This is a genomic window from Candidatus Methylomirabilis limnetica (assembly GCF_003044035.1).
In the GTDB taxonomy this organism is placed as follows: Bacteria; Methylomirabilota; Methylomirabilia; order Methylomirabilales; family Methylomirabilaceae; genus Methylomirabilis; species Methylomirabilis limnetica.
Window position 1 is genome coordinate 61,682 of sequence record NZ_NVQC01000013.1, and the last position, 18,504, is coordinate 80,185.

19 protein-coding genes and 6 pseudogenes are annotated in these 18,504 nt (G+C 54.1%); 15 read left to right on the plus strand and 10 right to left on the minus strand.

What is annotated here, in order from left to right; all coding sequences use genetic code 11:
• The first annotated feature begins 16 nt into the window (after positions 1–16).
• Complete coding sequence (locus CLG94_RS03040) at positions 17–1,237, plus strand: hypothetical protein (RefSeq protein ID WP_133174613.1); 1,221 nt, start codon at positions 17–19, stop codon at positions 1,235–1,237.
• 445 nt (positions 1,238–1,682) lie between these two features.
• On the opposite strand, the gene CLG94_RS03045 is transcribed toward CLG94_RS03040, so the two are convergent.
• From CLG94_RS03045 to CLG94_RS13395, 4 genes are all read right to left on the minus strand, one after another.
• Positions 1,683–2,039, minus strand: coding sequence for a hypothetical protein (locus CLG94_RS03045; RefSeq protein ID WP_153062381.1), 357 nt, complete (start codon positions 2,037–2,039; stop codon positions 1,683–1,685).
• A gap of 31 nt (positions 2,040–2,070) precedes the next feature.
• A complete protein-coding gene (locus CLG94_RS03050; RefSeq protein ID WP_107561422.1) occupies positions 2,071–2,313 on the minus strand; it encodes a hypothetical protein in 243 nt (80 codons plus the stop codon).
• 80 nt (positions 2,314–2,393) lie between these two features.
• Positions 2,394–3,638, minus strand: coding sequence for an IS256 family transposase (locus CLG94_RS03055; RefSeq protein ID WP_107561423.1), 1,245 nt, complete (start codon positions 3,636–3,638; stop codon positions 2,394–2,396).
• The gene (locus tag CLG94_RS13395) at positions 3,532–3,906 is read right to left on the minus strand and encodes a hypothetical protein (protein ID WP_193450628.1); all 375 of its coding nucleotides are present in this window, start codon (positions 3,904–3,906) and stop codon (positions 3,532–3,534) included. Before CLG94_RS13395 ends, CLG94_RS03055 begins: the two co-directional genes overlap by 107 nt.
• Before the next feature lie 115 nt (positions 3,907–4,021).
• On the opposite strand from CLG94_RS13395, the gene CLG94_RS03060 reads away from it, so the two are divergent.
• Entirely contained in the window at positions 4,022–6,793 is a 2,772-nt protein-coding gene (locus CLG94_RS03060) for a hypothetical protein (protein WP_107561424.1), read from the plus strand.
• On the opposite strand, the pseudogene CLG94_RS03065 reads toward CLG94_RS03060, so the two are convergent.
• Positions 6,778–7,170: pseudogene (locus CLG94_RS03065) on the minus strand (transposase); the annotation flags it as partial. The gene CLG94_RS03060 and the pseudogene CLG94_RS03065 sit on opposite strands and share 16 nt — an antisense overlap.
• Positions 7,171–7,255: 85 nt before the next feature.
• Between CLG94_RS03065 and CLG94_RS03070 the strand changes: the two are divergent.
• Positions 7,256–8,634, plus strand: a pseudogene (locus CLG94_RS03070) (IS3 family transposase); the annotation flags it as partial.
• A 119-nt stretch (positions 8,635–8,753) separates the two neighbouring features.
• On the opposite strand, the gene CLG94_RS03075 reads toward CLG94_RS03070, so the two are convergent.
• Entirely contained in the window at positions 8,754–9,011 is a 258-nt protein-coding gene (locus CLG94_RS03075; protein WP_133174615.1) for a hypothetical protein, read from the minus strand.
• Positions 9,012–9,025: 14 nt separating this feature from the next.
• Positions 9,026–9,532, minus strand: a complete 507-nt coding sequence (locus tag CLG94_RS03080; RefSeq protein ID WP_161953990.1) for a helix-turn-helix domain-containing protein — start codon at positions 9,530–9,532, stop codon at positions 9,026–9,028.
• Between the two features lie 135 nt (positions 9,533–9,667).
• On the opposite strand from CLG94_RS03080, the gene CLG94_RS03085 reads away from it, so the two are divergent.
• The 9 genes and pseudogenes from CLG94_RS03085 to CLG94_RS03125 form a co-directional block, all read left to right on the plus strand.
• The gene (locus CLG94_RS03085) at positions 9,668–10,597 is read left to right on the plus strand and encodes a lysylphosphatidylglycerol synthase transmembrane domain-containing protein (RefSeq protein ID WP_161953991.1); all 930 of its coding nucleotides are present in this window, start codon (positions 9,668–9,670) and stop codon (positions 10,595–10,597) included.
• 1 nt (position 10,598) lies between these two features.
• Positions 10,599–11,255: a hypothetical protein gene (locus CLG94_RS03090; RefSeq protein WP_107561429.1), complete on the plus strand. Its 657-nt coding sequence runs from the start codon at positions 10,599–10,601 to the stop codon at positions 11,253–11,255.
• A gap of 14 nt (positions 11,256–11,269) precedes the next feature.
• Entirely contained in the window at positions 11,270–12,145 is an 876-nt protein-coding gene (locus CLG94_RS03095) for a glycosyltransferase family 2 protein (protein WP_161953992.1), read from the plus strand.
• Positions 12,142–12,786, plus strand: a complete 645-nt coding sequence (locus CLG94_RS03100; protein ID WP_107561431.1) for a class I SAM-dependent methyltransferase — start codon at positions 12,142–12,144, stop codon at positions 12,784–12,786. Before CLG94_RS03095 ends, CLG94_RS03100 begins: the two co-directional genes overlap by 4 nt.
• Before the next feature lie 73 nt (positions 12,787–12,859).
• On the plus strand, positions 12,860–13,663 hold the full coding sequence (locus tag CLG94_RS03105) for a class I SAM-dependent methyltransferase (RefSeq protein WP_107561432.1): 804 nt from the start codon (positions 12,860–12,862) through the stop codon (positions 13,661–13,663).
• Between the two features lie 10 nt (positions 13,664–13,673).
• The gene (locus tag CLG94_RS03110; protein ID WP_107561433.1) at positions 13,674–14,702 is read left to right on the plus strand and encodes a FemAB family XrtA/PEP-CTERM system-associated protein; all 1,029 of its coding nucleotides are present in this window, start codon (positions 13,674–13,676) and stop codon (positions 14,700–14,702) included.
• Positions 14,699–15,580: a polysaccharide deacetylase family protein gene (locus CLG94_RS03115; RefSeq protein WP_161953993.1), complete on the plus strand. Its 882-nt coding sequence runs from the start codon at positions 14,699–14,701 to the stop codon at positions 15,578–15,580. The genes CLG94_RS03110 and CLG94_RS03115 overlap by 4 nt, the downstream gene beginning before the upstream one ends.
• Positions 15,581–15,629: 49 nt before the next feature.
• Positions 15,630–15,824: pseudogene (locus tag CLG94_RS03120) on the plus strand (transaldolase); the annotation flags it as partial.
• A 92-nt stretch (positions 15,825–15,916) separates the two neighbouring features.
• Positions 15,917–16,102 (plus strand): annotated as a pseudogene (locus CLG94_RS03125) (GDP-mannose 4,6-dehydratase); the annotation flags it as partial.
• Between the two features lie 117 nt (positions 16,103–16,219).
• Here the strand turns inward: CLG94_RS03125 and CLG94_RS03130 are convergent.
• The 3 genes and pseudogenes from CLG94_RS03130 to CLG94_RS03140 all read right to left on the minus strand — a co-directional run.
• Positions 16,220–16,660: a type II toxin-antitoxin system VapC family toxin gene (locus tag CLG94_RS03130; RefSeq protein WP_320414606.1), complete on the minus strand. Its 441-nt coding sequence runs from the start codon at positions 16,658–16,660 to the stop codon at positions 16,220–16,222.
• Positions 16,570–16,809, minus strand: coding sequence for a type II toxin-antitoxin system Phd/YefM family antitoxin (locus tag CLG94_RS13940; protein WP_161953994.1), 240 nt, complete (start codon positions 16,807–16,809; stop codon positions 16,570–16,572). The genes CLG94_RS03130 and CLG94_RS13940 overlap by 91 nt, the downstream gene beginning before the upstream one ends.
• A gap of 82 nt (positions 16,810–16,891) precedes the next feature.
• Positions 16,892–17,155: pseudogene (locus CLG94_RS03140) on the minus strand (integrase core domain-containing protein); the annotation flags it as partial.
• A 177-nt stretch (positions 17,156–17,332) separates the two neighbouring features.
• Here CLG94_RS03140 and CLG94_RS03145 point away from each other — a divergent pair.
• From CLG94_RS03145 to CLG94_RS03155, 3 genes and pseudogenes are all read left to right on the plus strand, one after another.
• Positions 17,333–17,518: pseudogene (locus CLG94_RS03145) on the plus strand (GDP-mannose 4,6-dehydratase); the annotation flags it as partial.
• A 142-nt stretch (positions 17,519–17,660) separates the two neighbouring features.
• Positions 17,661–18,083 (plus strand): AbrB/MazE/SpoVT family DNA-binding domain-containing protein, encoded by a 423-nt coding sequence (locus CLG94_RS03150; protein ID WP_133174617.1) that lies wholly within the window; start codon positions 17,661–17,663, stop codon positions 18,081–18,083.
• Positions 18,080–18,337, plus strand: coding sequence for a hypothetical protein (locus CLG94_RS03155; protein WP_107561439.1), 258 nt, complete (start codon positions 18,080–18,082; stop codon positions 18,335–18,337). Before CLG94_RS03150 ends, CLG94_RS03155 begins: the two co-directional genes overlap by 4 nt.
• Positions 18,338–18,504 lie beyond the last annotated feature (167 nt).

Here is an 18,504-nt window from a genome sequence, read left to right on the forward strand (position 1 = left end):
CGCAGGGCGCATCGCCATGAATATTAAGCAGCCATTCGATCTATTCATCATTACGTGCGGCCGCGACATCAAGTTGCTGCGCCATTTTTTTCTCAGTTACGAGTTGTTCTTCCGGAATCCAGGAAAAATCCATCTCTTCATCTGGAAGAAAGAAGAACATCTTTTCGACCAAATCAATCGCCCGGGCAACCTCGTCATTCACTACAAGGATGCAGTAGAGGGTTTGGGTGAGGACGACTTTCGCAATCAGATGTATCTCAAGCTGATCAGCGATCAGTATGTCGAGACAAACTGGTACTGGGTGGTCGATTCGGATTACTTGATTTGTTCACCGCTGGGGATCGAAGATTTCTTCCATGATGACAGCGCGTACTGGTTCTTCAGACCATGGAGTGGATTACCTGAGCAGTCATGGCGAACTGGATCCGAGCGCTTTCTCGGAAAAGAGATTCCGTATCTGTTCATGGACGCACAGTCATACGTCTTGAATCGGGAGGTGCTACGCGATCTGCGTGCATCATGTGACGTAAGCAGGATTTTGTCCTGCAAGCCTTTGCCTAGTGAGTTTGTAATCTACGGCGCCTTTGCATACAGTCAACATCACGAGAAATATCGCTGGGTCAATCTGGACCGTGACGCTACTCTTTGTGCTGCTTATGTAGTCAACCAGCGTCCCCCAACATATTGCGAACTGGATGAAGGCGTCAATTTATCTTCGATTGGTAGCGCTAAGTATGCGGTGTTGTGGTCTCACTGGGATAAATCTGAGCAAAAAATGGTAGAATTTCTCATTGACGCACAGATTCGTGAATTTGGGGAAGTGCGAGTTGAGCCCGACGCTCAACCTCTTTATCTTGAACTCCAAACCAGCAGCTTGTCACGCGATGACTTCATTGCTATCGGCGGAGCATATTCGGACGGCTGGGTAAAAGCAGAGTCGGTTTTCCGTCTTACAGTTCTTATGCCCTGCGAACTCGTACTCAAGCTTAAAGTACCGTTGTGTTTGTTACATAACACCACGAGGTTATCTCTTCAGACAGACGCTACCGTTCGAAATTTTACGCTCACCAGGAGAAATCACATCTTACGCATTCCTCTTAAGTCAGACGTCGATAACATTGTTCGTTTACATTTCTCTGGGGGGATGCCAGAACCTGACGGGGGGCGAAGATTGTACGCTCAACTTACCCAAATGTTTGTACAGCCATATGGCTGGAACCCACTGCGGCGAACCTAAAGGATTTTAAGTATGGTTGCGTTTTCAATCACACTTTGTTTATGCCTGTATTTCGCGATTGTTGGTTATGCGATCTTGCGGGTTGTTCCATCGAGGCTTAAACCTGCGCTCAACTTGCTAATCGCCCCAGCAATCGGTGTGTGCGCAATACTGTTGCCGGTTTTCTACCTGAACCGGTTCGGTATACCAGTGAAGAGTTTTTCGGTTCCAGGAAGCTTTAAACTGGAATGGGTGATCCCGCAAGAGATGCGATCGTCGGACCTTTTTGAGGTTGCGCTGCTCTCAGCCCGCTGGCATCGCCCCTCACTGGCCGGAGTCAATACCGATCGGCGCAGGTTGTCCTATCGAGTTATACGGATTGCCGCGGGGTAGGCGATTGTTCACAAGGTGCATCGCCATGAACGAGGCCGGAGGCAATCGGGCAGAAGACGCACGCCAGCGTTACCTAACGGCACGTCGTGAGCACTGGGACGCGTTTGCCCGCCGCCTGGATTATTGGGCGGGGTGGGATCGGTATTATCACCGGCGGCTTGGGCAGATCTATCAATTTCTGGTGGCCCCCGGGCAACGAGTGCTCGAGATCGGCTGTGTACACCTGCGCCGGCGCAAGGTCTGCGAACCGATCGTCGTTGAGCATGGAGAGCACCATCTTCCGCTCGTCGGGCGGCAGGGCCCGGAGGACTTGCCGCGGAGGCCTGGGAACCTCTATCTGCGGCTTCTGCCGCCGGTAGAAGGTCGCCCGCACCACGGACAGGGCCACGCACGCCGGGGCGATCCCCACCACCGTCCTCTGTTGAGCCACCACCGCCATCAATCCGTCTCTCTGTTCCGCTTCAGCTCGATCCCCAGCAGCTCCGAGACTTTTTTTGGACCTCGAGCAGCGCTTCGGCGCGCTCGGCACTGGCCTTCAGCCGCCGGCTCTCCTTCTCCAGCGCCGCCACCTTCGCCGCCAGCGGGTTCTTCTCCTTCGATGCAGGACCCCGCTTGGCGGGGGAGAGCCTCGTGAGATTCCCCGCACGCTGCTGCTTGCGCCAGATGCACAGGTGGGAGGTGTGCAGCCCCTCCCGCCGTAGCATGCCGCCGGATCTCCCCGGGCTTTGTATAGCCCATCGGCCTCATGCAGGAGAGGTCGTGTCAAGAGGTGTGCAAAAAGAAGTTAGGCGGCAACCTCCCAGGCTCGCTCCATGACGCGCACGCCATTCACGAATGTGACGCCGTGATAGACCTCCGCCAGCAACTCCGGGGCGTTCAGTCGACGGAATCGCCCCTGGGCGACCAGCAGCATCTTCCAGATGACTGCTGTGGCGTTCTCGACTTGCTTGAAGCGTTTCGCTGCATCGGTCCGCAGCCGCAAGGCCGCAAAGGGCGACTCGATCGGGTTGCTCGTCCGCAGGTGGATCCAATGGGCCTTCGGGAACTGGTAGAACGTGAGCATCCGCTCCCAGTCCCGATCGAGCACCAGCGCAGCCGCCTCGAGTCCCTGCTGCCGACACCAGTGCTGGTAGACCGCCTTCAGCCGCTCCGCCTCCTGCTGGGTGGCCGCGTAAGGAATCTGCGTGAGCAGGAGCCGGGCGTGCGCCTGCCGTGTCTTCGGCACCTTGTCGAGCGCGTTACAGAGTCGGTGATTCCAGCACCGCTGCTCCTTGGCCTCGGGGTACACGTTGCGCAAGCCGGCCCAGATCCCGAGATGCCCATCGCCCACGACCAGCTTGGGCGCCGACAGGCCGCGCGCCTTCAGGTCCCGCAGGACGTCCGACCAGCTCTCGGTCGATTCCCGATGTCCGGGGACGAGCGCGAGGAGCTCCTTGCGTCCGTCGCTCAAGCCCGCGAGCACCACCAGCACCGCCGCCTTCTCGCGCTCCAGCCCGGCCTTCACGTAGACACCGTCCACCCAGAGGTAGACGACCTGCAGGTCTGCGAGGCTGCGGCTCGCCCATTGCTGCCGCTCGGCGTCCCACTGCGCCTTCAGCCGTGCCACCGTCGTGGCCGAGAGCGGCGCCTCCTCCCCGAGCAGGCCCCGCAGCGCCAGATCGAAGTCGCCCAGGGCGAGGCCGTGCAGGTACAGCTCAGGCAGCAGCGCGTTGACCTCCGGTGTCCGCCGCGCGAACAGGGGCAGCAGACGGCTCTCAAACCGCGGCTGCAGTCCTCGGACCCTAGGTCGTCGGAGCGTGACTGTGCCGTTACACAACGTCAGCCGTCGGGGCTTGCCGTGTCCGCTGCGGTAACCTGGCGCAGCATCCACAGCCTGGCGCCGCTCCGACTTACGGCGGCCCAGCAACTCGTCCATTTCCGCTTCAAGCAGCTCTTGCAGCCACTCGCGCATCTTGCTTCGCAGGCACGTTTCCAGGTCGTTCCATGTTACCCTTGACTCCGCGGTTGATTCTGTGGTCTGCTTCGGCATGGCGGTGTTCTCCTCTCACTGACCGGGTGTCAGCCCGGTGGGTTCGTAGATCACCCGAGAGGGTACACCGCCTTTCCTCTATTTGCACACCTTTTGAATATAGCTCACGCAGGATCCTGAGCTTGTACTCGACCGTAAACCGCCACCGCGTGGGCTTCGCCGCCACCTCCGGATCAGGTACCGGCGTCAGCGACGCCGCGCCCGCCGGCAAGCCCTCGCCGCGCCGCGCGCTCAACTTCTCTACAGTCGCCTCAGCTCCCGTCGTCATCCCTAGTCTTACTCATGTTTCCCTTCTCTCCTCGCCCCCCTATACTAATTTCCGAGGAGTCGGTGTCTCATCGATCATAGACAAAGAGAGTGGCTGAGAAAGCTGTGATAGTTCCATGAAAATAATACTAGTTCTATTAGGAATGCTGCTCACTTGTGGGCTGTCCGGGGCACTTCTGGTATTTACGTTTCGTGCAAACGACAATTCAAAAAGACTCGTATTACATATTGGCTACGCCTATATATTGATTGCGTTTTATGTTTTGTACATGCAATTTAATTCTGCGTTTATCGCTACTGTGTTCACGGTGGCATTGCCATTTATTTTGGCAGCACTAAGTCTACTAGCGCGTGGTTTAAAGTTCTGGGCAGGAACCAGAGTGACAGCACATCCCTCAAGCAAGACGGTTACCCGCATCCCGGGTAGGTTTTCATACCCTGTGGCAGCCAGTTTAGTCGTTGTTCTCTTGGCTGCTTGGCCGTATTTATTTTCAGGCTGGGGAGCTTATTGGCATTCTGGAAATTACGACATGGAGGATGGCCTCAATGGGAGGGATGCCTATGTTACTAATCTGATAGCTGATACGCACTCATTCGATATGGGAGAAATTATCGGAGATAGGTCTTGGTATGACTTTGCCAAGGTTACAGGCACGTTGGCAAAAAAGGCGCGGGAGGCTGATTCGTACAAGGCGTGGTACGCCGGCGATGGATTTCGTTTCCAATACAGCAGCCTTGCCTTCTGGTCCGTTCTTTTTGATGAATACCATGGGATTGATGTGCTGTTGATACAAGCAATCCTTAATTTGATTCTAATAACGGTTGGTATTTTCTATCTGTCCAGGCATGCTTTCTCCATGACACCTGCAGCTTCGGCGGCGGCATCAGTGATTTCAGCGAGCAGCACTTTTTACTTAACAATTTTTTTTGCCGGGCATGTGGGTTCATTGATGTATGGAGCACTGATACCGGCACTGCTTTATCTGGTGCTAGCCAAAGATGATGCCAATCTGGACATTAAACATAAACCGATTTTCGGTGGGTTAATCGTAGGTGCAATTGCATTCTCTTACCCCCACCCGCTGGCGATCCTTGGTTTGCCGTTATTGGTCTACTGGTTATCATCTCTGGAATCGTTTCGTAGCCGCGTTACAGTCATTCGATCGGCAATTGAAAGAAATCCGCGCATTCTGTACATAACCATTCTCGTTTTTGCACTCGTAGTTATGATTGCACTGACAGGGTTGTGGTATGTAACCGAGGGATACAGGCTGAGACAGGATGGGCAGTACCGTGCATGGAGTTTCACCCATTGCTGGCTGATTGTTCCGCTTTTTCTTGGGCTGATACCTTCCCCCATGGAAGGGTCAATATTTGTTGGAAGTATTCTCGGTAAGACCGCTTACTTGGTGTTTATCCTGCTCTCGTCTTTGATAGCAGGAATACTGTTGGTTAGTTATTTCAAAACGAAAACTCTGAAAAATTCTGGATTTTTCCTGATATTCGGTCTTTTTTGGATTGTGGCGTATTTTGTGTTCAGATACTTCATCGTTGATAGTTATTACCTCTACAAATTTCTATACATCCATCAATTCATCTTCGTGATTGGCATCGTTGGTTACGTGTTTCACACGAAGTCGCGCGCTATTAAATTGCTTTGTGCCACTATCATCCTGGCTAACTTTGGTTCTGACTTGTACATGGCGTACGGGATTTATCGCCGTCCGTATAACCAGAACGCGGAGCGCTACACGAGCTTGCTTCAACTTGACCGTACTTTATTGCAGAAGTCGTTTGTTGAGCTAACTGGAGGTGATGGAGTTTCAGTGCGGCAAACGCTGAAGGCACATGGTGTAGAGACGATACGTGATCCACGATTTGCAGATTACTTTATTGTCCCGTCCGGGCGCGAATCAGACATTACTGGTGCTCAATTCACCGAAACAGTAGCTGAAATAGGTGGCCTTGCCATCAAGCGCGCCATAGCGAAAAATTACCTGATGATCCGCACATGGTTCGACCCCGAGCGGTTTTCTGCTGATCCTGTTTTGAAAAATACTGTGTTCCGGTGGATGGGGCATAGAAAAAATGACAATCTTGGCATCTATGTCATTCGTCCTAGTTCGGCTGATGAGATGCGGGATAACTACCTCAGAATCTGCTTTCAGAAAGGCCCAAGTGCAGAAGGGGCCATCAATATGGTCGTGTCTGCGGCTGGGAAGGAGGTTCTCAGCAAGTTCACGTTGGACGGTGGTGGCGTGTATTGCAAATGGATTCCATCTAAGCGGGTTGTGAGTGCCGAGCAGCCACTGGTTATTCGATCTGGGGCAAAGGGAAACAGTTTGCTCCCTCATGATGACAGAGTATTGCTGTATCGAGTTTTTGCGGTTGGCTGGTCGGATCGAATATATGACGACAGGGCAATGACTTTCTTTAATGCAACTGAGGACATCGTCAAGGACAATCCCAAGAAAGCCGAAGACGGATTCACGCCTAGTGTTGCCCTTCACTTGGGGCAGGGTTGGGAGGCCTATGAAAACTTTGGTGGAGAGCATTTTCGCTGGGCGGGTCGCTCCACCGAACTCCTTCTGACGGGGGGCAACAATGACGGAGTAGCTAATGTTGTGCTTGATTTGGAACCGGGACCGAGCCACGGCAGTAGTCCTTTAAAGCTTGAAGTATTGGATAAAGATGGAAGCCTAGTTTTCACCAGTACTACAATTACCGGCCGCAACACAGTCATGCTGCCTTTGAACTATCGCAAACAGCAGACTTCTGTGTACACATTAAGAACAAAAAGCGACAATCTACCAATTTCTGGCGATCCCAGAGTACTTAACTATCGGGTGTTCAGCCTAGTACTATGTAACGTTTACAGTTGCGGATAAAGACGTTTCAGCTTGATCCGAGCGTCCGCCGTAGTGAATTGCCAATTGATTGTCCGTGTGCGGTTGTTTCGGTCTGTTGTCCAGGCGGCTACCTCTGCCTGCATGGTGGCCATGTCGGGAATACGACGATCAAGGCACTGTCCTTTGAGGACGCTGAGTTCAATCTCAGCCATATTCAGCCAGCTCCCATGTTTGGGCGTGTAATGGATCTCAAGTCGCGCCGCCAGCCTCCTGGCATCCTCTGGTGGAAAGGCGTCATAGAGTGAGGCAATGCGGTGAGTGTTCAAGTTATCCAAAATCAGCCGTACCTTGATGGCGTGCGGATACCGTACATCAAGCATCTGCTGGATCTGCCTCGCCCAATCCTTCGAGGTGCGATGCGCCGCCCTCTCTGCCAACATGAGTGAGACAGTGACCCCCCTGGAGTTTAATGTAGAAGAGGGCTGGGAAAGAGTTGGGTAAATGAGTGAGTTGAGCGCAGCGGTTATCGCACCGGAGGTGGAGGTGACGGAGAAGGCAGCCCGGCGGCGGTTCAGCGCGGAGTACAAGCGCAGGATTCTCAAGGAGGCGGAGGCCTGCGGGACTGGGGAGATCGGCGCCTTGCTGCGGCGGGAAGGGTTGTACAGCTCCCACCTGACAGTATGGCGGGCGGCACGCGAGCGGGGCGAGATCGCGGGGCTGGCGCCGAAGAAGCGCGGACCCAAGGTCGTCCCTCCCGACCCGCGGGACCGGAAGATTGTCGAGCTCGAGCGCGAGACGCGGAGGTTGCAAGCTCGGCTCGAGCGGGCCGAGGCCCTGGTGGATCTCCAAAAAAAAGTCTCACTGATCCTGGGGATCGCGCTTCCCGAAAGCGACGAGAAGCCATGATGCAGACCGTCGCCACTGTGAAAGATCGGCTGGGCGTCGCCCCGACCTGCGCGGCGATGGGACTGGCTCGCGCAAGCTTCTACCGGAGGCAGCGGCCGCAGCCGGTGCGCACCGCACGGCGCAGCCCGCCGCGAGCGCTCACGCCGTCGGAGCGCCAGACCGCCCTGGCGGTGCTGCACGAGCCGCGATTCGCCGATCTTGCCCCGGCTCAGGTCTACACCCGGCTCCTCGATGAATACCGCTATCTGTGCTCGGAGCGGACCTTGTACCGGATTCTCGAGGAGAACCAGGAAGTGCGGGAACGCCGCGATCAGCTGCGCCATCCGGTCTACCAGAAGCCCGAGCTGCTGGCGACCGCCCCGAACCAGGTCTGGTCCTGGGATATTACCAAGCTGCTCGGACCGGTGAAATGGACCTACTACTACCTCTACGTGCTCCTGGACATCTTCAGCCGTTACATCCCCGGCTGGCTGCTGGCCACCAGGGAGAGCGCCGCCTTGGCCACACATCTCATCGAGGAGACCTGCCGCCGCCAGGGGATCGAGCCGGGGCAGCTCACGACGCACTCGGACCGCGGCCCCTCGATGACCAGCCAGCCCGTCGCCTTGCTGCTGGCGGACCTCGGGATCACCAAGTCGCTCTCGCGGCCGCATACCTCCAATGACAACCCGTACTCCGAATCTCAGTTCAAGACCCTAAAGTACCTTCCGGGTTTCCCGGACCGCTTCGGCTCCCTCCAGGATGGGCGGGGGTGCTGCGGCAGGCTTATCGACTGGTACAACACCGAACACCATCATTCGGGAATCGGCATGATGACCCCGGAGGCCGTCCACTACGGTCGGGCCCCGGTGATCCTCGCAGCCCGGCAGAGGACGTTGGATAAGGCCTTCGCCCTCCATCCGGAGAGATTCGTGCGCAACCCGCCCACTCATCAGGAAATACCCCAACAGGCATGGATCAATCCGCCAAAGCCGAAAAGGGATCTCCCGGTTGTCACAGGATCGACGATCGTCACGCAGGCCGACCTACGCATCGCGGGTTCCATGAACTTCTTGCAGACCGAGGTGAGCCCACTGACAAAGAGAGTCGCACACTAAATGCCTACGGTCAGTGTCTCAAAGTCGTTGACAGGCTCCGTCGTGACCGCCACATGTCTTTTGCCGGCAAGCGGCTCGACTGCCATAAATATCTCGGCCACGCCGTTCCTGACATATTCGTCGTCAATGCGTGCCGGGCGTCTAGGTGCGCAGGGGATCGGCTGGTGCACTTCGCCGATCATCTGCTTGCAGGACTCATCCATGCACACCACCGGATAGTCAGGATCGTACGGCAGGTGATACACCGCCAGCACGTCCTCCATATTGGCTACGAACGCCGCGCTCCCTTCCGGAGGGATTTTCCAGTACTTGCTGCGATGAGGCTGCAGTGCGTTTTTTTTAACGCTCGCTGTACGGTCATGTGTGATACGGACGCAACAAAGTTCAATTCGACGACCTTGTCGGCAAGGAGCCTGACCGTCCATCGCCGATGCCCCTCCGGGGCCTCGGCGCAGGCCAGGGCGATCAATCGTGCCTCAAACGCCCCATCAAACGTGACTTCCCGCGGCGGCTTCTCCCGTGGTTTTCGTTCAAGCGCGGCATCAAGTCCATCTTCTACAACGCGTTTCTTGAGGTGCTCGATCGATCGGCTGCTGATCCCAAGGGCTTCCGCTGTATCGGCAACCGTCCAGGCCGGGCCGCATTCTCCGGCGTCACACAACAACAGTGCTCGCGCATGTATGACTTTCCTCGCCTGCGTCTTGCCACGTTTCGTTACGGCATCCAGCTCCCTGCGCTCTTGCTCTGTAAGGGTCACGCGGTATCTCGGCGACATGGCGGCCTCCATTGTGAGGTTTCCGCCAGTATGCCATAGGTTGGCTAAATACGAAATACTAACTGTTACATGGTACTAGAATGGAAAGCATGAAGTCTGCATTGATGTGTAATATTCCAGCGCGGAGAGACGCCGGTGGCTAAGACTTCGTTTCGCTGGCTCCGACTTATCGGGATTCTGCTCTTCATCTGGATTGTATTCCAAATTAACTGGATTACGGTATGGAAGCTTCTGAAGGAAATTCGGCCGGTTTATGTCGTTGGGTATTTCGTCGTATTTTTTATTGCTGTTTTGCTGAAGGTTGTTCGCTTGCGTTGGTTTTTATATCGCCTTGGCTATCGTGTGGCGTTCAGAGATGTATATCAGAGCGTGATTGAACCGGCGTTTTATGGCATGGTTACACCTGCGAGAATTGGAGAGTTTTCCAAGGTAATGTATTTGACGCGCTTTGGATTGAGCGCCCGCTTGGCATGGGGTGTTGTTTTGATGGAGAGGCTGGTTGATTTTTCGGTTTTGTTGATGGCCAGCGTAGCCGGAGTTTTCTATTTCATGATTTTCGGTGTTGAGACCAGGGGTTTAACGCTCGTAGTGTTCTTAGCCTTGGTGGTTGTGCTGTATGTCTGTCTGATAAATATAGGGGGATTGAGCAGATTGGGTAGTCGTGTGATGGGGTTGTTTCCTTGGAAGCATCCTGCATATAATGACCTGTCGTCTTTAGGCGAAGGATTGGCCCGGCTTGGAAGATTGGCGGCATCCCTTTTCTTTCCATTCTCACTTGCGATCCTAATCCTGTCGTTTGTCCAACTGTGGTTCTTGGGGCTGGCTTTGGAAGTGTCCGTTTCCGGGCTATATCTTGGTTTGGCCTATGCGTCTTCGTCCCTTGTGTCTCTGCTCCCGCTGTCAGTCGGCGGGCTTGGAACGAGGGAGGCTGTATATATCGGCCTTCTGCACCGGCAGGGTGTTTCTTCCGACATGGCGATAACGATCTCATTACTCGATGGACTGGTTTTCTCCATGATGGCACAGCTGATCCTGCTCATTCCCATTGCATGGAAAAGAAATTGAGATGGGAAAGCTTGAGTTAGTGCTCCGATCAATCAGGCGGCGCGGTTTGTTGAATACCGTGCGTTATTTGTCTCACGAGGTAGGATTTGATCTTAAGTATGGAACAGACACAAAACCTGAAATGGCTGATTACGTCTTGGCAGGCCAGTATCTTGATAACTACCGCGCGCCATGTCAAGGCGCCAACCCGTGGATTGTTAATCAATGCTTTGACGAACTATCACGGCTCGGTGTTCAGCCTGAACAGAGTGCTTTTCTGGATTTTGGCTCAGGGAAGGGCAGAGTCATGCTCATGGCTTTGATGGCTGGTTTTAGACGCGTCATTGGCGTGGAGCTGGATCCGGCGCTATGTAAAATCACATCACATAACCTTGATGGGAACCCTACCCTTTTCATGCGTGACCAATGCATCGTGTGCAACGAGGACGCAACCCAATACATCCCGCCGGCCGACATCAATGTTGTTTTCCTATATAACCCTTTTGGATGCGAGCTGGTTCGCGCAGTCATGCTGAATTTGCTCCTGTCATTCCGTGCATCCCGTCGGCCGATTTATGTTATCTACGTTAATCCAGTATGCGCCCAAGTGCTCATCGAATGTGGTTTGAGGCCTGTATCAGAGATCGCCGGCGAAGCGAAGATATTCATGATTGCTTAGAAAGGCAGGTATCAGTGAAAACCATAAAAGAATCCGTTAGCATCATCATTCCGGCATACCAGGAAGCCGCGAATATTTCCTCTGTGGTTGCCAAGGTCAAAGCGGTCTTGCAAACGCTTCCTTGCGAGAGTGAAGTCATCGTCGTTTGCGACGGCTCTACCGACGGCACGGGGGATGTTGCCGAAGCCGCAGGGGCGAATGTTGTCAGGCACCCGTACAACAAAGGCTATGGGGCGGCTTTGAAAACCGGCATCCGCGCGGCTGCCGGGCGGACCGTCGTTTTCATTGATGCGGACGGGCAGCATGACGCGAATGACATTTTTCGCTTGGTGGCCGAACGCCAAACCTACGACATGGTTGTGGGCGCCCGAAAGGGGACGGCGGGCTCCCCGCTGATGCGCAAGCCTGGAAAGATATTCCTCGGTTGGCTGGCCAACCGCCTGACCGGGCGGAAGATACCGGATCTGAATTCCGGCTGCCGTGCGGTGGATCGCGAAATGGCCCTGCGTTTCCTGCCGTTGCTGCCCAATGGTTTTTCATTTTCAACCACCGCGACCATTGCGGCGTTCAAGGGCGGCTACACGGTCAAGCACATTCCGATCGAGGTGGCCAGGCGCGCAGGGAAAAGCACGGTGTCCGTGGCGGATGGTTTCAATACCATCATGCTGATTATCCGCATCGTCACCTTGTTTGCCCCGTTGCGAGTATTCTTGCCGATAAGCCTCGCCACGTTTCTGATCGGGGCCGGATTTACCATCAACAGCTACTATACGGTGGGTGAATCGAGCCTTCGCGGATTGATCGCTTTATTGGCATCGGTTCATTTTTTTCTGTTTGGCATTTTGGTTGATCAGGTGGTTGCCATTCGTCGGGGGGAGCACATTCAATGAAACAGTCAGTCCGTGGACTTCCACAGAGAATTTTGGATGCGCTGTTTTTCCCAATAAGAGCTTTATTCGTGCCGGAGGAACGTTCCTTCGGTCTGACTTCATTGCGCGATGAACGATTTGAAATCGTCGCCATGCATGCCAAGGGCAAAGTTCTCGACATCGGCTGTGGAAAGGACAACCTGTTTATCAAAAACTGGTGCGATCATCCGGAGAGTGTCGGGATTGATGTCTACGCCTACGGCGGCGTTGAACGGGTACATCAGGATATGACCCACTTGCCGTATGCGGACAATACCTTTGACACGGTCACTTTGATCGCGGTCGGGGGGCATATTCCGGAAAACGTGCGCGTGAAAGAATTTGTGGAAATTGCGAGGGTGTTAAAGCCCGGCGGAAATCTGCTCATGACCGAAGGCGAACCCGTTACGCAGACGGTTGGACATCTATGGCGGCATTTCTCTTATGCGGTCATCGGGAAGAAGGATATGGACAGCGAGCGCGGTATGGAGGAAGACGAGCAGTACTGCATGCCGTTCAATGAAATCATGGGTTACTTGAATGCCCCTCCCCTTAAATTTACCAAGCAGGTAAAATTTATGTGGGGGCTGAATAATCTTTATGTTGCGCAGAAGTCAAATTGAGTTAAAGGCGGCGTGGTGAAAAAATACCAGATTGATCGCTCCCCCAAGGGTTGAATAATAAAAGAGGTAAGCAATGGGAAAACAGCAGATGCCGACTGAAAAAAGTGAACTGTCCGAGTCACAGCAGAATTCAATTGAGTATCAAAAAAAGCGATACAATAATGAGGCCCAAGAGCATGTGAGGCATCATGGGGATCAGTATAGCCAGTTGTACCGTACAGAATTTATCCGAAGCAAACTTTTTGATTTCGATTTGCAGGGCAAGGTTGTACTCGATGCCATGTGCGCATCGGGAATCGAGACGGAATATTTAATCTCGAAAGGTGCAATAGTTACCGGCTTGGATATATCTGAGCGGAACGCTGAAATGTACCGAGAGAAATGGCATCGAGAATGTGTCGCTACCAGCATACACGATACGAAACTGGCCCAGGCCTCATTCGATGTGGTTTATATATTCGGAGGGTTGCATCATGTTATCCCTTGTCTTGGGGAAACAATCCGAGAGGTTTATCGGTTATTAAAGCCGGGAGGGCATTTTGTATTTGTCGAGCCCAATAAGGATACATGGTTCAACGCACTCCGAATGGTTTGGTACCGTTTCGATAGTCGATTTCAAAAAGACGAAGAAGCGTTAAGTTATAAAGACCAGCTGCGTCCTTTCCTTGAATCGGGGTTCAGGGAAGTCGCTTTCTTCACTGGCGGAAATATTGCGTACCTCCTGATCAGCCAATCCTTAATCATCGGAACGCCCACTCGCTGGAAAAAATGGCTTTACCCGATTCTTTCTAATCTTGAGCGGCTTGTTACCCGCGTCCCAATACTGCCAAGGTTATTTTTGGCTGCAGTGTGGCAAAAATATCCAGATAGAAATTGAAGGGGACGGTTTGCAAAACTATCAGGTTGTGGACTGTCATGCAGATTCCATTGATAACTGGAATGCGTTCGTACAAAAGAACAATGGCAATTACTGTCACCTCTACCACTGGCGCGATGTCATACGTAATTCGTATGGGCTGATGACATTCTATCTTGCGATTGTTCGTGAATCGGAATGGGTTGGTATTCTGCCGTTGGCTCTTGTTCCCGGCGTTGGTGGGCGCAGCGCCGTCTCTGTCCCTTATTGTAATTATGGGGGGCTCTTGGTTGCCAACGACTCCGATCCGGTTCTTGTAATGAAGGCTGCGCTGTCCTTTCTTACAGACAAAGGAATTCATCGAGTAGAAGTCAGGGAGTTATGTCACCCAGGGGACGTTTTCTCTTCAGAAGAAGTTACCTTGATCCTGGAGCTTCCCGATAGCCGTGATCTGTTTTGGAAAATGATCGGCGACAAGGTGCGCAATCAAGTGCGCAAGGCTGAAAAAGCGGGGCTTGAAGTTCAGTGGGGCCGTGAGCAAGCACCTGACTTGTACGAGGTTTACGCGGATAACATGGGACGGCTGGGCACGCCGGTTCATCCGCGGGCTTTTGTGGACGAGATACTATCATCCTTCGGGGATGATGCGGATGTCCTGACGGTTCGCCTGCAAGGGCGCGCGATTGCGGCGATGTTGGTGCTTAAATTCGGCGATACCTGGATAGACCCGATTGCTTCCAGTCTGGTTGAGTTCAGACATCTGAATCCCAATATGATTTTGTATTGGGAGGCGTTGCAACGGGCCATGGCCGCCGGAATGCGCCGTTTTGATTTTGGCCGCAGCAAGCGGGATTCAGGTACATACAAGTTCAAGCAACAATGGGGGGCGACGGAAGTTCCGTTGAACTATCATTCATACGAGAAGGGTGTTCGGGTTTCATCGGCATCTACGGATCTCTATCGCGGCAACAAGGCAGTGATGTTCGCCAGGGTCTGGTCGGTGCTGCCGGGCCGTATTCAGCGCATTCTCGGTCCAAAAATCAGGCGGTACATTCCATGAACATTCAGCACAAACATTTTCTTACCTTCGATGTGGAGCATTGGTACGAAGGATATCGCTATCGAGGAATGAGCGGCTGGGAGGGGATCGCCCCCCGAGATCATATTATCGTCGAGCGGCTCTTTGATTCGTTGGGAAAACATAATCAGAAGGCCACATTCTTTTTCACCGGGCGCTTTGCGAAAGATTTTCCGGGATTGGTCAGGCGGTGTGCCGAACTCGGCCACGAAGTGGCATCCCACTCCTATGAACACAGAGTGATTAGGCGGATAGCAAGTAGGGAAGAATTTAGACAAGACCTGCGTGATTCCCTTAATATCCTTGCCGACCTTTGCGGGAAACCCATTTTGGGCTATCGCGCCACAAAATGGTCAGTAACTCCGGATAATCAAGAGTGGGTGATGTCCATCCTTGCCGAGGAAGGGCTGAGTTACGACAGTAGTTTTTTCCCGACATTTGGGGCGGATGAGCTCCGGCGAAACGGGAGACCATTACTGATTGATTTGCCTGGTGGGCGGCAGATTCTTGAAATCCCAGCATCCGGTTTGAATTTTGGGCCACTCTGTGTTCCCGTCGCCGGCGGTCTTTATTTCCGTGCTTTTCCGGCCTGGATAACTTTGGCAATGTTGAAACAGAAAGAGCGGCAGGGTCTTTGCGGGATGTTGTGTGTGCATCCCTACGATCTTGACCTGGATAGCCCTAACATTGCTGGGGGTGGGATCCTGTTTCGGTTGTTTCGAGCTTACGGTGTGGCGCAGGCATGGGGGCGGTTAGATCGTTTGCTGAGCTTGAAGAAATTCACCAGTATTGCGGACTGGATCCAGTCCGCTCCATCGGATTTATGCCGAATTAATTATAGGGACGTGAAGAATGACTGAAACAACCATCGCGGTAGTCGGACTCGGCTATGTTGGCTTGCCCCTTGCTGTTGAATTGATCTGGGCCAGCCCCCGTGAACTGCTCAATATCATTCAAGCCGACGTCATTGGCTGCCATATCATTACCGTGACACAAGATCTTTTGAAGAAATCGCACCTCATTGGCAAGGATCTGCATGAGTACTCACTCGACACCGTCAAGATGTTTCACGATGACGCCATGAAGGCCGGTTATACGCTGTAGGGAACGGATTGTCGTACCGGATAGCGTAGACCCTCCCGGCTATTGGCGGCATCCGACGTCGAGAGAGAAGAGGCCTAACAAGGAGACCCTATATGACAACCGCCCTCATCACGGGCATCACCGGCCAAGACGGCTCGTACCTGACCGAGCTGCTGCTCGCGAAGGGCTACACAGTCCACGGGCTGATCCGGCGGGCCAGTACGTTCCATACGGAGCGGATCGAGCATGTCTACCAGGATCCACACGACCCGCAGGCCCGTCTCGTCCTGCACTATGGTTGAGAGGAGACTGCCTCTCCGATTACGACGAAGACCATCTGAATTGCCGGTAAATAGGGACAGGTAAATAGGGACAGACACTCGTAACTTCCCAATGAAGCCGTCCCTTCCCATGGGTTATCTATTGGGGAGAATAGATGCCTGTTTGAAATGTAACAAGCGGTCATCCGCTGTAACCAGCGTCAGATCATAGACCCGAGCTGAGGCAATAAGAAAACGATCAGCCGGATCCTGGTAGGGAAGATCGACTGATCGGCTTTGAATGGCGACTTCATGATTCAGTACGGCCTCCTGAAAGGCAATGGTCCTATAGACCTTGCGGATCCAGGTGGCTGGATCCGGTTCCAGGATGACGCGCCCCTTTTCGGCAAGGAGGATCATTTCCCAGGTGCTGATGGGTGAGACCCATAGCTCATTGGCCGGATCCTGAAGGGCTGTGGCGACACGTTTACTCAGACGAGCGGGCTCTAAAAGAGCCCAGAGAAGGATATGGGTAGTGCGGGCGAAGTGATATCTCCCACAATCTTCCCCGTGGATTGAAATGCGCCCAACCAGGATGCCTGTTTTTCCGGAGGAGGAGGTGGGATTACCTGAGCCATGGGTTCACCCCGGCGTGTTACCAGGATGGGCCGTCCTGTTTTCTTTACTTTATCCAAGAGCGTGAGGCAGCTCGCTTTGAACTTAGAGATTTTCACCTTTTCAATCATTGAAATGTAAGTCCTCCTTTCTGATCCGATAGCTACGTAAATTGTACCATAGTTATGGACTGCACCCTTAAGTTTGGACGGTTTAGGTGAGAGTCCCTCGACAGGGGTCTTGGTTAATCTGGGCGGCCGTCCAGAACGCTTCAAATTCCTCCGGCGGTCGGTAGCCCAAGGCTGAATGCAGTCGCTTATGATTATACACCTGTTCGATAAAATACGGGAGTCTGGTCTGGACATCGTCCAGCGTCCGGTACCCCGAGAGATACACTTCTTCGATTTTTAAGGTTTTCATAAAACTTTCGGCCATGGCATTGTCATAGAACCGCTCCTTCGACGATGACCGCGACTGTCTTCCAGTTGAGCCGGAAGTGGGCGGCCATCGGTTGTCTTGACATCGGGGTCTCCTTCAGGCACGCTGTAGCAACCGGATGGTCCCGCCTGCCGGCGAAGGGGCCAGCCCTGCACGAGGAGGATGCAGGGAGCTACCGCGGGCGACTCCATTGCACGCGCAACGAGGAGACCCAGAATGAAGACCGCCCTCATCACCGGCATCACCGGGCAGGACGGCTCCTACCTGGCCGAGCTGCTGCTTGCGAAGGGCTACACAGTCCACGGGCTGATCCGGCGGGCCAGTACCTTCCATACGGAGCGGATCGAGCATCTCTACCAGGATCCGCACGACCCTGAGACCCGCGTCGTTCTGCACTACGGTTGAGAGGGGGCTGCCCCTCCGATTACGACGAAGACCATCTGAATTGCCGCAGCTCATGTCGCGTGCTATACTTTCTTAGAATAAGGAAGTAAGTACGATTGTCGTGACCTCATTTCTCCTGCCCATTCACCGGAGGCAAGCGATGGCGTTAACCCGGATCGGCCCGAAGCACCAGATCACCATTCCGAAGGAAGTGTTCGAGAGGTTACAGCTTCAGGTGAGGGACTACCTGGAAGCCGAAGTCGAGGGGCGAAAGATTGTGCTGACGCCCAAACAGCTTGCGGAGAAGGCCCCAGCCCTGAAGCTCTCACTTAGAGAGCAGCGCCTCCTTGCCGGCGCCCAGGCGAAGATCGAGCGGATCCAGAAGAATCTCATGCAGGCCAAGGGGCTGACGCTTGCAGAGGCCAGGGTCGCCGCGAGGGTGGGGCTCATCGACCCTGAACAGCTCTACTGGTGGACGGAGGAGTGGCAGAAAGTTGAGCGGGAGGCAGAGGCCGAGATCAGAGCAGGTGGGGCGAAGAGCTTTGAGCGAATTGAAGATCTCCTGCGGGATCTCCGCTCGTGATCCTCGCCCGAACCGAGCGCTTCAAAAAGGAGTTCACCAGACTGCCACTCTCTCTGAAGGGGAGAGCGGAAAAGCAGCTCGCCCTGCTCCTCCAAAACCCGGCTCATCCCTCGCTCCACGTGGAAAAGATGCGAGGGTACCCGGATATCTGGGAAGGAAGGATCGCCGAGGGATACCGCTTCACGTTTCAGATTACGGGGACGGCGTACCTTCTCCGTCGAATCGGAACCCACGACATTCTCAAACGTCCGTGACCCGATTTAGGCTCACGGTTCCCGATACGATGATGCCAGGAACGTCGGCTATACGCTGTAGCAACCGGATGGTCCCGCCTACGGGAGACGGGGGCCAGTCCTGACCGAGTAGGACTCAGGAATCTACTGCGGGCGGCTCCATCGGACGCGTAACGAGGAGCACCCAC